The following is a 14,633-nucleotide window of genomic DNA, read 5'->3' as shown; positions in this document are numbered from 1 at the left end:
TTAGGGTTAAAATGACAGGTCGAGACCAATGGAGGTAATTGTTGGGATTGGGTAAGCGCCTGATGGATTTTCCGGGTCGGTGGCCGTAAATGATTTACTTTTTACCGTGAACAGGTTATTGGCCTGCACATAGATCCGGGCCCGCTGAACTTTTATTTTCCGTAAGGCATCTTTTAAATTATACCCGATCTGCGCGTTACGAAGCTTCATATATGAGCCATTCTCCAAATAATAGGTTGATGTACGTGCTTCATTGTTCCTGTCAACCAAAGTCAACGCAGGTATAGTTGAGCCGGTATTTGTTGGCGACCATGCGTTCAAAGTCCTGGTTCCCCAGTTGGTACCCGGCCATATTGAGGTGAAGTCTGTGTAGTTTTTATAAGAGTTGTAAACCTTGATGCCCTGTACACCCTGGAAGAACAACGCGAGGTCAAAGTTTTTGTAAGAAAGGTTTACATTCAAACCATAGGTAAAATTGGGGTTGCCATTGGAGATATAATCCATGTCCTTGTTATCTATCACACCATCGCCATTCAGATCTTTGTACCTGATCCTGCCGATACCTTTGCCCGGTTGCGCAGCCGAATTAGTCACCTGATCCTGCGAGGTAAACAAACCATCGGCTACGTAGCCATATATCGAATTAATGGAATGGCCAATAATAGTTTGTGTGGTTCCGTTACCAGGATAGGCAGTGATCACTTCAGAAGGGATATAAGTAACCTTGTTTCTGAAAGTGGCAATGTTGCCGCTCACTGTAAAATTCAGGTCTTTGTTAATTTGCCCATCGTAAGTAAGCAAGGCCTCAATACCTTTATTTTGCATCGATGCACCATTAAAGGTAGTTGTACCGCCCTCGCCTATAACAGCAAGGTAGCCGGGAGTGATAAGGATGTCGGAAGTTTTCTTGATAAAATAATCAACCGAGCCCGAAAGCTTTTGGTTGAACAAGCCGAAATCAATACCAAAGTTCGACTCTTTGGTCCCTTCCCATTTCAATGAATTGTTACCTTCCTGGATCTTAACAAAGCCCGAAGGAAGTGTACCGGTACCTGCACCGGTTATATCATAGGCTGTTCCCCTATCGGCGGTAAACGTAGGATCGGTACCATAAATGGCTGCATATAATGAGTTGGTAGCATAGTTACCTATGGTTTGGTTACCCGTACGACCGTAGCCATAGCGCAGTTTCAAATCAGAGATTGCCGGAATTTTTTTAATGAAATCTTCCTGACTTAACCTCCAGGCTACCGTTGCTGAAGGAAAAGTACCATAGCGGTTATTAGCACCAAAACGCGAAGAACCGTCGCGACGAACAGTAACGGATGCCAAATACTTGTTATCAAAGGTATAGTTCACCTTTCCGAAGAAAGACAATAGTGAGTAAGCCCCCCCATTGCCGCCGTTAAGAATATTTGACGAACCGGCATCAAGATAGGCGTAGTTGATATCCTCCAAAGCATAACCCTGCCTGCTGCCAAAAAAGTTTTGGTTCATATAATGGATAGACTCCTGGCCGGCCAAAACATTGATCTGGTGTTTTTTCAGGTTAAGATCATAAGTCAAGGTATTTTGCCAGATGAGGTTGCCATCAAAGTTTTGTGAGTTAGCTGCAAGGTTGGATGGATCAACCAAAAAGCCCGAAACATATGATTTACGTAAGGTACGTTCATAAAGGCCATCATAATCAACCCCATAGGTGGTTTTAAGGTGCAGGCCGGGAATAACAGTTAAATCGGCAAAAACATTGCCGGTGATACGGCCGAAATAACTTTGGTTTTGCTTGTTATCCATGATCAGCCGCACCGGGTTTTGACGATCGGTCATGCCTGCTGCCGGGCCGCCCCATCCACCGTTAACTGTATAAACCGGAACAATTGGATTTTGAACCAATGCAGTGAATAACACACTGTTTACATCAATAAGCCTGTCGTTGATAAAGGATACGTTAAGGTTTTCGCCAATTTTTAAACGCCCGTTAAAGAAGTTGTAATCGGTATTTAGCCTGATGGTTGCTTTACGGGTGTGGGTTTCCTTAACTATACCTTTATTATCATAATAACCAACAGAAAGAAAGCTGTTTCCCTTTTCGCCGCCGTTGCTAACAGAAACGTTATAATTCTGTAATAATGAAGTTTGACCAATTTCATCAAACCACCTGGTATCGGCAGGTTTCATGGTTTTGGCACCGTCAATAAACTCGGGCAGGATTATTTTATTGAGCACCGGGTTATTAAAATCCTTGTTCCAGTCAAACTGGTAGATCTGGTTATTGTTGGGGTCGGTACCGTCATTAACTGATGCTTTAAAGTATGCTTCACCATGTTGTTGGGTGTTAAGCACTTTAAGCTTTGAATTGTAGTATTGCAGCGATGATGACGCATTGACATCAATACGGCTGATCCCCTTTTTACCACGTTTTGTTGTTACGATGATAACGCCGTTCGCTGCCCTTGAACCATAGATAGTTGCCGATGATGCATCCTTCAATACCTGCAATGATTCAATATCTGCCTGGTTGATCTCCTCTAATCCGCGCGTGGTTGGTACGCCGTCGATAACATAAAGCGGATCATTATTGTTAAGCGTTCCAATACCACGAATCCTGACGGTGGCCCCGCCTTCGGGCGAACCATTGGTGGTAATGTAAACACCCGGTACCCTGCCCTGTAATGCTTTTGTGGCGTTGCCCTGGGGAATATCTTTAATGTCGGTCATTTTTACAACAGATACCGCACCGGTCAAATCTGCTTTTTTCTGGCTTTGGTACCCGGTTACCACTACCTCATTCAGGTTACCGGATTGATATTCAAGCGCAATGATCAAAGGTTCGATACCGGCCTTAACTGTGTAGTTAAAAGACTGCATCCCTACATACGAGAAAGTAATATTGGTATTTAAATTGGCCGTAACGCTAAATTTACCATTAACATCTGTTACGGTACTTGCTGTGGCCGATTTTACAGTAACACCGGCAAGGGGTGTCCCCCGTTCTTTTTCGGTTACTGTTCCTGTTACTGTTTTTTGCTGGCCGAACAAGGCCGCGTAACAGAATATGAGCATGATCGTTAAAATTTTTTTCATAATTCATTTGGTTTAAATGTTGGTTTGATAATCGCTTAAAAAGGGAATTGACTAAGGCGGCATGCACTTTAATCGATTAAAGTAAAAGATTGTAAAATGGCTCATGTGTTATAATCTGTTTTTTAAAATGTTATTTATTCAGGTTCATCTTTACTTTAATCGATTAAAGTAAAGGGTTAAAAAAAAATTCTATTGTTCACGACATGACTTTCCCGGGACAAATCCCGCCTGGAAGGTCAGCTTCTTTTTTATCTTTTGATTATTGATCAGGTTTACAAGCGTTTTTACCGCAGCCTCACCCATTTCTTCCAATGGTTGGCGTCCGTGTGTTACAGGGCAATAAAAAAGATCAAAGGCATCCGATTCATCAAAACTTAATACAGAAAGTTCTCCGGGTATCTTGACCCCTAACGCGTTTAGTCGCTTTAAAGCCTCGATAGTTAAACGATCTGTCGCTAAAAAAATGGCATCACACCTGTCGGCCGAATTAATCAACGGAGAAATGGCAGCTCCTATCCCACTTGCTAAATCATCCCCATTTATATGTACCAGCCATTCCGGGCGGCTTTCCAAATGATGGTCTTTTAGCGCATCTAAATATCCCCTATCCCGTTCCTGCAAATGGAACATGCTCGTTTCCAAATTAATAAAGCTAATTTTTTTATGGCCCGAAGCCGCCAGGTACGTCACCGCATCATACGCTGCCTTATAGTTGTCTAAAGCTACGTAGTTAGTATCTATCTCCGGAAAATAACGGTCGATAAGGACAAATGGGGTACCTGAGTTTTGCAAATGGATAATTTGCTCCTGAGACTGTTCGCCCGGCACCAGGATAAGGCCGTCAACCTGACGGTTCACCAGCACATTAGTTAGTTCGGTAAATTTTTCAGGATTTTCATTGGTGCTGCCAAAAATCACCGTAAAGTTGAGCCTCTTGGCCTCTGCTTCTATAGCCCGGGTAATACCTGTACTGAAACGATAATTAATATCTGCTACAACCAGGCCAATGGTATGCGTTTTTCGCATCCGGAGGCTTTTGGCTACCTGGTTGGGCTGATAATTCAGCTCAATAGCTGCTAATTTGATTTTTTCGGCGTTTTCCTTGCTTACCTGTTTTTCTTCGGCCTGCCCGTTAAGCACATACGAAACCAGCGCGGTGGATACACCAACGTGTTGCGCAATATCTTTAAGGACAACTTTTTTCACTGCTATAACTGGTTACAGACTTCGGTTAAATTGAGATATAGAAACAAATCTAACTCTTTAAACGATTAAAGCAAATAAATTCTTACTTTTTTATGACTGTAACCTCATAAATCTCCTCCCTGCCTTTCCGCACCCCAATTAGCACATATACTTGCTGTTAACTTGCGGACTGGGGCATCAACTTATTTAGTATGCGTGAAACAGATCTTCACGCATACCTCACTGTTTTAAACAAAAGCACTACCATGTAACCTCGCCGCCATCTTTAAAGAATTTGGCCGTTACAGTTTCATCGGCTTCGGTAGCCAATTTCACAATAGGCAATGCGCCTTGCTCAGCTGTTTTTGTACCTTCAAATTGATTGAGATCAGTTGCAGTATATCCCGGCGTAACGCTATTTACACTGATGCCCGTATCGCGCAGTTCATTGGCCAACATTACAGTAAAAGCATTTAAAGCGGTTTTAGATACGCCATATGCGTGGTACCTTGAACGGTTGGGGTTCCTTTCCGGTGCGGTATGAACGGCAAGCGAACCAATTTCGCTGGAAACGTTAATGATAGCTGCCTTTGGTGATCTTTTTAACAATGGCAAAAACTCCTGCGTGGTTTGAACAGCCCCAAAAAAGTTCACATCGAATATATCGCGGAGGTTTTGCAAACCACCTTCGGCAAGGTTTTGCGGCATAACGCCCGAAATACCTGCGTTATTGATCAATATATCCAAAGAGGCGATCTTTTTCTGCAACTCATGGCTGGCCAGCTTAACGGAATCGGGATTGGCAACATCAATGGTCAGGCTTTCTGCATTGGTAATACCCAAAGTATTCAGCTTTTGAATTGCTTCAAATCCATTGGCTGCGTTTCTGCTGCCAAGGTATACGAAATAACCCAAAGCGGCCAGTTGCCTGGCGGTTTCAAAACCGATCCCCTTATTTGCGCCGGTTATTAATACTGTTTTCATGATAAATAGTTTTAAGAAGCCACAAAAATAAGCGTACCAGCCAATAACATACAATAAACGAATAATGGAAGAGATTGGATTATTTGCGGTACAACTATATTTAACTGACTAACAAACCTGAATAAAAATGTTTGTAGAAGTGATAATAACAGGCAAAAGTTAATTGCTGAAATACGAATTAAATTACCGCCCGGTGGATCAGGTAGTGAGGTTTAAACTAATCAGGCGATAATTTTATTTGGTAAATAGTTTAAAATTGCAAGGTCTGCATCAAGGGGTTTCTGTGTCCCAACTAATATCCGCTTTCCGTTAACTAACTCTATTTCTATTCCGTCACTCCCTGCTACAGTGTAACATCTTTCACTTAAATTAAAGCGGACTCCCCAACCTAAAAATTCTTTTATAGCATCGTATTTGCGGATTGAAATGCTTTTTACTTCACTGATATTTATGACCTTTTTCCTGGCAAAAAAACCGAAGCTAACTGTAATTTCATCTTCCCTTATTTGGGTTTTCAGTTTTTGAGAACTGAAAACAATGAACCCAATGATACTCCCGAAAAAAAATACCAGCAATAACCAATCGGGGGCCGGGTTATTTCCTACGGGTTTATGTAATAAAACCTGTAAAAAACTTAAAACACCAAAAAGGATTGTTGTAATCACTGCTGGAACAACAGCAAGTATCTGTACGTTTTTTTGAGATTCTTCAAATAATACCTTTTTCATAAAAATTACTTTTACTAAAGCCCCCAACTAACATCTATCAACCTACGTTAATCTTTGGTCAGAATGCCTTCCTCAACACTTTTATCAATCAACATTTTTGAATAGCCCCATAATAAATCAGATCCTTCTTTAATGACGCTTTTTTTCTGAACAACCCTGTCGTAGGTTACATTGAATTCCTTCCAGGTGCCGCCCTTATTTGATCTGTTTTGCAGCAGCGGTTCAAAACGGTCCATCGCGCGGGCAAACTTAGCTTCAGCTGTATCTCCAGCTTCAAACTCCTCCCATATTGCTATGAGCTCTTCGGCCTGATTTTGCGGGAGCAGGCCGAAGATCCGCCTGGCTGCTATTGTTTCTGCTTCCGTATTGGAATGGCTAACAACGTTATCATATAAAAAGATATCACCTGAATCTATTTCAACCACATCATGTATCAGCAACATCTTGATCACTTTAAAAAGATCAATATCCTGGTTGCTGTGTCCGGATAAAACAATGGCCATTAATGCCAGGTGCCAGCTATGTTCGGCATCATTCTCCGCGCGATCGCTGTTAAACAGCCTGGTTTTACGCTGTATGTACTTTACTTTATCAATTTCATGAATGAAATCTACCTGTTTTTGAAGTTCTCCGAAGTCCATTCCTTTACTTTTAATCTACCGCATTGCACCGCAAATTTAAGAAACTGTAAACATAGTATTCCGGCGGGAGTAACTTTATAAACACCGTACAAATCATTTAACTCAGGGTTGAGTAAGTATTCAAATTGATTTAGTACCCCAATAAATCACATTATCAAATATCTTTCAGCAAATTAAAAAGCCGCTGGGTTGAAACCCGGCGGCTATATCAATCAACTAATTATTACTGCTAAGCTTGTTAGCGTAATACGCTTAAACGGGCATATAATTCGGCAATACAAGCTTCATCCAGCAGCCATTTTGGCTTCGTCAGTTCTCCGGGCTTCGGTAACCAGCTATGAGTGGTGAGCCCAAATTTGTCTTTTGAGTTTTCCCAGGCATAATTCAGATCATGTTCTATCGCGGCGATATACCTGTCATCCTTATCTACCCTATACAAAGCCTCATATCCCCTAAACAGCACAGTAACAAACCACGGAACATCGATATGCATCATCAATCCCTCTCCGCCCGATGTAGCTTTAAAATGCTTATAACTTGCCAACGATAAAGCTTTAGCTTGCTGCAAAAACTGCTGCTTACCGGTAAATTGGTAAAGCAAAACTGCAGCTTCGATCATCGAACCGGTGTTATACGTCCAAAAGGTGCGATTTTGCTTTCCATTCAGTTTAATGTCATTGCTGATAATACCAGTGGTACTATCACGCAATGAATTGTACATCCAGGTATAAATTCGTTCACCCTGCTCCAGGTAATATTTTTCCTGGCTTCCCTTGTAAATCTTCAAAGCGGTAAGTAAAGCCATGCCGTTGCTGCAGGCCGGCTTCTGGTCGTTATGCCCTTCCAGCCAGGTTATACCTCCGCCAACATCATTGTTCCAGCCACTTATGATAAATTTAAAAACATCTTTGGCCCGTTGCAGGTACAGTGGATTTTTTGTGTTGAAATAACTTTCCATATAATCAACGCCAACTAACCCGTTATCATCATAGTAACGATCTGCTTTTTCAAATTTAACAGGGTACGCCTGGTATCCTACCGGCTTTCTTACCGAGTCTTTATACTGCTCAATTCCGGCTATTAAGCTATCCTGGTAAATCCTGTACTTTTCTTTAAGCCCCGGAACGTGCATAAGCATATTCGCGGCCGAAAACATGCCCGAAAAAGGCCATAAAAAACTAACCTTTTTTTCTTTTACAGCGTCGCCTTGAAAATAATTAAGCGAATCGTTTTTCCCGGCAGGGTAGCTTTCAAGGAATAAACCGGTTTCTGAATGTACGCGGTATCGCATCCATATGTTGCCGAACATACTTTCGGCCCGCTCCCGATATGTATCACGAAGTTTATCCTGTGCTGTTGAAGGCCGGGGAATTACGGCAAGTATAAGCGCAGCGATAATTATTATAGTTTTTTTATACATTGCTAATGATATTTTAAATTCCGGTCTGATATCCGTTCCTCTCCCATCCAACTTGCAAATGATGGCTATTGAGCCGACGGCGGAGGTACTTTAGTACCCCATTGTTTATTAGGTTCCTTGCCCATAACCAAGGTCAGGGTGCCGCCTTTCATCAACTCATCACGGTACATCCAGCAGTTGTCAAGCCGCTTGTTGTTGAACTGTGCGGACTGGATATAAACATTTTCTGCAGAGTTATTTTGAGTTTGGATGATCAGTACCTTACCGGTACCCAGCTTTATTGTCGCTTTTGTGAACAGTGGGCTTCCCAGTTCGATAATGGGACGCAGATCTGTAAGTCCTTTAACATCAAATAATCCTAACGCGTTGATAACGTACCATGACCCCAATTGTCCCTGGTCTTCATCCTGGCCATAACCATAGCCATGAATCGGCTCGGTGCCATAAAACTCTTCGCCTATAAGTCTTGTCCATTTTTGAGTGAGCCACGGGCGGCCCGAGAAATTGAAAAGCCAGCTGATGTGCAGGTTTGGCTGATTACCATGGTTATATATCGAGTTGATCCCGGCAAAGGCATCAATGGTTTTTCCACCACCAAAACCTTGTTTTTCTGATACAGTAAAGATACTGTCAAGTCTTTTGTTAAAATTATCTTTACCAATAGCCTCAATCAAGCCGGCTGGGTTTTGAGGTACATAGAATGAATATTGCACGGAGTTACCTTCCTGGAAACCGCGCCATGGCTGATAAGGATCAAACTTTTCAATAAAGTTTCCATTAAGCCGTTTAGGCTGCATCAACTTATTTTGAGGGTTAAATATCTGCCGCCAGCCGTTTGATAGTTTAATGAGCTGATCATAATCATTGTTTTTGCCTAAAGCTTTAGCCATTTGGGCTGCGGCAAAAGCGCTGTAACTATATTCTAATGTATGTGAACCGGCAAAATTGGAACCTGTAGAATCAGTTACAAAGTCCCGCCCTGTTTGATCAAAGAATGGCACAAAGCCGTGATCAACAAACGCCTTGATGTCCAATTTACCCGGCCCTACCGGTCGGTTTTGATACTTCAGTTCATTATCCTTTACTGCCTTGTATGCCAGGTTTACATCATAGTTTCGGATGCCTGCGTTATAAGCACCGGCAATGGCGAGGCCTACAAAGTTTGTCCCCACGCCCGATACATATTCACTGTTGGCTATTCCATCACCAAACCAGCCCTTATCTTTATAAAGCTGCAGTTGCGTGTTTACAAAGCTTCCATACCATTGCGGGTATGACAGCGCCCATAATTGTGTGATATTCCAAAAGCCGCCCCAAATGGCATCGGTATTGATGAATTCGGCTTTCAGCTGCTGATTTTTTGCTACCGGCAACCGGCCAATAAGCCCCGCATGTTTTGGATAGGTGCCATCAACATCACTGGCTATTCCCCTGCCCAAAAGGGCATGAAAAAGGCCTGTATAAAATTTTGTTTTGTTGGTGATGCTGGTATCTTCTACCATTATCTTACCTAACTCCTGCCGCCATGTTTTTTGCGCCTGCTCCTTAGCCTGCGCAAACGTAAGGCCGTTAGCTTCTGCTACGAAATTTTTACGGGCGTTTTCAACTGATGTATAAGATAAACCGGTTTTTACCTCAATTATTTCATTTGCCGAGGTGTTGTAATTCAAAGCCAATCCTGCACCATGGCCTTTAATATCGCGTTTATTATCATAAACATGCCCCGTGGAAAATGCGGTTACGGTTGCCGGCTTTTTGCTGATCTCACCATAAAAATACATCGCAACTTTGCCTGCCGGGTCATAGATTTTTACATACTTGGGATAAGTATAAACATAACCTTCAAAGTGTTTATCATCAAGCATTTTAATACCTGCATCTGTCACAGTATCACTTTCGCCTTGTTTATTACCGATATCCAGGATGATATGCGATTGGCTGTTTTTAGGGAAGGTGTAACGCTGAAAACCAACTCTTTTAGTGGCTGTAAGTTCGGCAGTAATGGCATAATCATCCAGCTTAACTTTGTAGTAACCCGGTTCGGCCACCTGGTTTTTCCTGTTAAAGCCCGACCTGTAACCCGGCGTTTTACGCTCAAGGTCGCCTGGCCGGGTGATCAGTTTGCCTGTTGTAGGCATATAGCTCACCCCTCCTACCTGCCATTCATGAAAATGGACAAAACCTTCTATCGAGTTTTCACGGGTATCATACCCAACGGCTTCCCAGCCTGACGGGTTACCAAAATGCCCGTTTGTTGAGGGGGCCAGCTTTGCCATACCATAAGGCACAGCAGCCGGGGTATAAAAAAACCATCTGCTGTGTGCCGTACCAATGTTGGGGTCTACATATTTTAATATATCCTGTGCTGATACCCTGCTCCAGCACGGCAGTACCAGCAACAATAAAGCCCCTGATTTTGATAAATATCTCATTATAACTAATTAATTTATTCCTAAGTTTATGTTGGCTTGCCTACTTATATTTTGATAACAGTGTTTGAATCCGCTGCATCCAGGCCTGATCCACACCCTCTAAGTTTGAATATCTTCCGGCTCCATCCAGTGCTGCATATTGGTAATAACCGTTAAGCGCCGGATTTTTAAGGACCACGTTAATTGCGTCCACGTTGCCCTTTGCGTAAACCAACCAGTTGCTGTTGTTATCCAACTCATAAAGCCTGATCATTGCTTGTGTAGCCCAGCCACTGTAACAAGGGTTTATCCTTGGGTCGTTAGTGTTAAAAATGAATACGTTATGCCCTTTATCCCAAAGCGTTTTGATCATTGCATTACCTAAAGCCTGCGCTTTGGTTTGGTATGTGGCATCCTGCATAGCATCTGCGTAAAGCAATTGTGCTTCTACGATAATTGCATTGTCATAAGTAAATTTATAGGTGTCTTTAGTACCATTTTTTTCGATTTGCCAGATGTACAGGCCGGTAGTACTGTCATACATCTGGCCATTGAGCCAGTTATTAACCAAAGTTGCCCAGTTTTTATAATCAGCGTTCCCGGTAATTTTATAAAGGCGACAAAATAACTGCATTGCCAACCCATTAGACTGGCTGGGCTTAACCGTTTTATCGGTCGACCACCAAAAGCCGCCGCCGAGGTCGTTATCCCACTGCCCGCTGTTCATTAGCCATTTAGCGCAGCCCTGAGCTGCTGTAAGGTAGGCGTCACGATCTGTTCCGCTGGTAACGTCATAACCAGCCAGGAAAGCCATGCCGGTAAGGGCATTGTCATCTACATATTTTCCGCCACCTGCACCTGATCCGTCTAAACCGGCGGCGGCAAAAAGCCCGCCGTTAGCATCGGTTTTATCAACAAGTTTGTTCAACCATGTTAGGGTATTGTTCATAGAAGATTTGTAACTCTTATCGCCAAGGTTAACCATTGCAGCATCAGCATACAACTGGCTTGCAACGTACCATTCAAAAGCCCCGCCGGTATTTGTTGTTGTATTTACCCGGTAGCTGCCATAAGACGTTGCATAGCCAGATGCTATAAAAGCATGGGTTGCTTTTGCATTGGTTAAATAAACAGATTCGGTAGTAGTGCCACCATTATCTCCGCCATTATTACCACCCGAATTGTTGTTATTACCACCATTGCCAGGGTCAACCTTAGATTTTCCGCAGGAAGCCAGTACTAACGTAAGCGCTGCTATCCCGCAGCAAAATTGCATCTTCATAACTTTGATTCTGTTAAAATAGCCTGCAGTTTGTATTAAACTGCAGGCGGTATAAACATAAGTATAGGGGTATATTCAACACAAGCTATTGCAGTTAATTAACCGCAGTTGCCGTGTGCGTATACGGCCCGGAAGCACCGAAGTAAACATCAACCCTGGCGTTATGCGTATCTATCGAAGGATCGAATTTGTACGTATTATCCCATTGCGCATCGGTTACAGGCAACAGATAAAAATAACTTGCCGGTTGGCCCGCCGGTGCAATATTGTTGACGTTTGAACTGCCTAAATACTCGATACCGTTGGAGGTATGAAGCGCAAACTTATAACGTTCATCCCGTCCCCACGAAAACTGGTAAAAGGTAACCGGAATTTTAGGGTTTTCCCAGGTGCTGTTACCAATATAATTCAATTGCCCGATCTCGGTATTATAAGCCGACATAAATAGCCCCAACGACTGAATACCTACTACATTGCTGGTGGCTACATTGAAATTAAGGCGCAGGCGATAGGTTGCTTTTGCTCCGCTAACTGTAGTTGAGCCACTGCCTTGCTGAACAATGCCTTTATCATCTATATAATACTTGGTTCCACTACTGTTTGCTTTGTCGGTAAACTCATAACTACCGGGAGCAAGCGAAGTGTACAGTTCAAACACACCTGCCGAAATCTGTTTAAAAGGTATGGCTTTAGATATATCACCCCCACCGGCTTCTGTAGCAGTACCGGTTATATATAATGAGGTTGGCGGCACTGCAAACCCTGCAGGCCTGCTTACCTGCAATGTATTAGAAACCTTGCTTATTTGAAGGTTTGTAGCTTTTGAAGCAATCACTGTCCATTTCAATGTACCGGCGCTTGATGAAGCTATGCCGGCCAAAGATGCGATCTTATTAAGCGTATCCTGCGGGATGGTTGCCTGCGCTTGCACGCCAGAACCATCAGATAAAACCCGGTAAACAGGTTTATTAAAATCGCCGTTTGCTTTATCAAAAGCAACCTCGTACATAATTAAACCGCCATCATTGGCTGTAGCGGCGCTCCATTTAAATGTTACACCAGGCCCGCCGGGCTGCAGGCTCAGGCTGCTGGCATTAAGAGGTGCTGAGAGTGTACCAACTGCACTAACGTTGGTATCCAGCGCCCGCTTGTCTTTTTTACAGGAGCTTACAACAAAAGCTACAGATAAAGCTATTGCTGCAAATACAAATAATCTTTTCATATTATTCAGGAATAATTGGTGATTTTATAGTTAATAACCTGGATTTTGTGTCAGCTTTGAATCTAAACTCAGGTCACCGCTTGGAATAGCCCAAAGGTAATCACGGTTGGTATTGAACCTTCGCAGCTGCGCGCGGATATAGCCGTTGTCTGTAGCCGGATCGCCCGAGAATTTTGCTCCGTGAACATAGCCGTTTAATACAGTTTCGGCTGTCTTCCATCTGCGAATATCATCGATACGGGTGCCTTCCATAGCTAATTCCACCCGGCGTTCGCGACGGATAGCGTTGGTAACATCGCCGCCCGGATAGTTTAATGCAGCAGGGTCGCTAAAACCAGCCCTTGTACGAAGCGCCCCAATGGTTTTATTCCACACCGTTGCATCCATCTGCCCAAGGCTGCTTTTAGCCTCTGCATAGTCAAGCAGGATTTCGGCGTAGCGAAACAAGTGGATATTGTTACCAGATGTGAAATTGGCCAGTGCCGAAGGATCAAAATACTTTCGCCAGTAATAACCTGTTGGCGATGAACTTTGACGGCCAGAAGAATATTCATCAGGACCGGGCCGGGTTGGATCACTGCCAGGCTTGATATAAATCACCTTTGTTGTGCCATTTACACCACCGCCGCTATTCCAGTTGTAACGATCATAAACTACAGTTGCGGTAAGTCTTGGGTCGCGGTTTGTATATGGATTGTTTTCATCATAACCCGATCCGGCATCGGTGATAGCCTTGCCATTAAGCATGATATAGTCATTAACCAACTCCTGGCTTGGAGCAAGTGCATTCACGCGTCCGCCCACGCTGTTTGGCGCAAAATCCCAAAAGTCTGTCCAGGTACGGGTGGTTGCCGGAACATACTGCAGCGATAATATCGATTCAGGGTTGTTTCTGTTGGTTGATGGGTCGCTAAAAAGATTGCTATAGTTTGGATTAAGAGAATAGGTGCCATTGGTGGTGCTATTCATCAAACTTTCGCATACTGTAGCCACATCGGCCATACGGTTCCCCTGGTACAGGAGCACGCGCGCCTGTAAAGCAAGCGCCGCCCCTTTGGTGATACGGCCATTTTCTGCCGCCGGTAATTGATCTTTTGAGGGCAGCAACGGTACAATTGCATTTAATTCACTCAATATGAAGTTTATAACTTCGGCTTTAGGGGTACGCGCAATGGTTTTCGCATCGTCCTGGGAGATATCTGTGCTTACCAGCGGGATATCGCCGTACCATTTGGTGAGGTTAAAATCTTCAAAAGCCCTGATAAAGCGGGTCTCAGCCTTTAAGCGATCAAGCGTAGCCGCACCAAGCGTGGTATTTTTGTCAATATTTGCCAGGAATTGGTTACAGGATTTGATGGTAGAATAATAATATGCCCAATCGCCCGCAAATTTGGGGGTTTGTGCATTGGCGTTGCCGCTTGCTATCTGAATAAGGTCTGTATTTGTTTGCGAATAAGCGTTATCTGATAATCCTTCGGCCGCAAAATAGAGACCGCTGTTATACATCAGGCTGTAGTTATTATTCAGTGCATTATATACGTTGGCATCTGCAGTCCAAAAATTAAGAACAGAGTATGCATCCGTTGGTGCGATATCTAATTTACGGCACCCGCTCGCCAGCACCAGTGCGGTAATGGCAAAATATTTATTTAAAATTTTCATGTCCTTTCAGTAAA

General features: G+C 43.3%; 10 protein-coding genes. All 10 read right to left on the bottom strand.

Going from position 1 to position 14,633, the window contains the following annotated elements:
* Positions 1 to 6: 6 nt before the first annotated feature.
* The 10 genes from MTO98_RS08490 to MTO98_RS08445 all read right to left on the bottom strand — a co-directional run bounded on the left by MTO98_RS08490 (position 7) and on the right by MTO98_RS08445 (position 14,619).
* A complete protein-coding gene (locus MTO98_RS08490; protein WP_243486218.1) occupies positions 7 to 3,084 on the bottom strand; it encodes a TonB-dependent receptor in 3,078 nt (1,025 codons plus the stop codon).
* 189 nt (positions 3,085 to 3,273) lie between these two features.
* Positions 3,274 to 4,290 carry a LacI family DNA-binding transcriptional regulator gene (locus MTO98_RS08485; protein WP_243486217.1) on the bottom strand — a complete coding sequence of 339 codons (1,017 nt, stop codon included), beginning with the start codon at positions 4,288 to 4,290 and terminating at the stop codon, positions 3,274 to 3,276.
* A 240-nt stretch (positions 4,291 to 4,530) separates the two neighbouring features.
* Positions 4,531 to 5,253: an SDR family NAD(P)-dependent oxidoreductase gene (locus MTO98_RS08480; protein ID WP_243486216.1), complete on the bottom strand. Its 723-nt coding sequence runs from the start codon at positions 5,251 to 5,253 to the stop codon at positions 4,531 to 4,533.
* Positions 5,254 to 5,474: 221 nt separating this feature from the next.
* Positions 5,475 to 5,981, bottom strand: a complete 507-nt coding sequence (locus MTO98_RS08475) for a hypothetical protein (protein WP_243486215.1) — start codon at positions 5,979 to 5,981, stop codon at positions 5,475 to 5,477.
* A gap of 47 nt (positions 5,982 to 6,028) precedes the next feature.
* Positions 6,029 to 6,622: an HD family hydrolase gene (locus tag MTO98_RS08470; protein ID WP_243486214.1), complete on the bottom strand. Its 594-nt coding sequence runs from the start codon at positions 6,620 to 6,622 to the stop codon at positions 6,029 to 6,031.
* A 238-nt stretch (positions 6,623 to 6,860) separates the two neighbouring features.
* A complete protein-coding gene (locus tag MTO98_RS08465; RefSeq protein WP_243486213.1) occupies positions 6,861 to 8,042 on the bottom strand; it encodes a glycoside hydrolase family 76 protein in 1,182 nt (393 codons plus the stop codon).
* Positions 8,043 to 8,107: 65 nt separating this feature from the next.
* Positions 8,108 to 10,474: a GH92 family glycosyl hydrolase gene (locus tag MTO98_RS08460; RefSeq protein WP_243486212.1), complete on the bottom strand. Its 2,367-nt coding sequence runs from the start codon at positions 10,472 to 10,474 to the stop codon at positions 8,108 to 8,110.
* A 40-nt stretch (positions 10,475 to 10,514) separates the two neighbouring features.
* The gene (locus MTO98_RS08455) at positions 10,515 to 11,735 is read right to left on the bottom strand and encodes a glycoside hydrolase family 76 protein (protein ID WP_243486211.1); all 1,221 of its coding nucleotides are present in this window, start codon (positions 11,733 to 11,735) and stop codon (positions 10,515 to 10,517) included.
* A gap of 94 nt (positions 11,736 to 11,829) precedes the next feature.
* A complete protein-coding gene (locus MTO98_RS08450) occupies positions 11,830 to 12,957 on the bottom strand; it encodes a SusE domain-containing protein (RefSeq protein WP_243486210.1) in 1,128 nt (375 codons plus the stop codon).
* Between the two features lie 30 nt (positions 12,958 to 12,987).
* Positions 12,988 to 14,619, bottom strand: a complete 1,632-nt coding sequence (locus MTO98_RS08445; protein WP_243486209.1) for a RagB/SusD family nutrient uptake outer membrane protein — start codon at positions 14,617 to 14,619, stop codon at positions 12,988 to 12,990.
* Positions 14,620 to 14,633: the final 14 nt, after the last annotated feature.

Origin of the sequence: Mucilaginibacter sp. SMC90 (assembly GCF_022811725.1) — a bacterium.
Lineage (GTDB): Bacteria > Bacteroidota > Bacteroidia > Sphingobacteriales > Sphingobacteriaceae > Mucilaginibacter.
This window is presented reverse-complemented; position numbering and strand designations above follow the sequence as displayed.

Coding starts and splice junctions, on each gene's coding strand:
- MTO98_RS08460 (WP_243486212.1), bottom strand. CDS start 10,474: ATGAGATATTTATCAAAATCAGGGGCTTTATTGTTGCTGGTACTGCCG.
- MTO98_RS08455 (WP_243486211.1), bottom strand. CDS start 11,735: ATGAAGATGCAATTTTGCTGCGGGATAGCAGCGCTTACGTTAGTACTG.
- MTO98_RS08480 (WP_243486216.1), bottom strand. CDS start 5,253: ATGAAAACAGTATTAATAACCGGCGCAAATAAGGGGATCGGTTTTGAA.
- MTO98_RS08465 (WP_243486213.1), bottom strand. CDS start 8,042: ATGTATAAAAAAACTATAATAATTATCGCTGCGCTTATACTTGCCGTA.
- MTO98_RS08450 (WP_243486210.1), bottom strand. CDS start 12,957: ATGAAAAGATTATTTGTATTTGCAGCAATAGCTTTATCTGTAGCTTTT.
- MTO98_RS08445 (WP_243486209.1), bottom strand. CDS start 14,619: ATGAAAATTTTAAATAAATATTTTGCCATTACCGCACTGGTGCTGGCG.
- MTO98_RS08475 (WP_243486215.1), bottom strand. CDS start 5,981: ATGAAAAAGGTATTATTTGAAGAATCTCAAAAAAACGTACAGATACTT.
- MTO98_RS08470 (WP_243486214.1), bottom strand. CDS start 6,622: ATGGACTTCGGAGAACTTCAAAAACAGGTAGATTTCATTCATGAAATT.
- MTO98_RS08490 (WP_243486218.1), bottom strand. CDS start 3,084: ATGAAAAAAATTTTAACGATCATGCTCATATTCTGTTACGCGGCCTTG.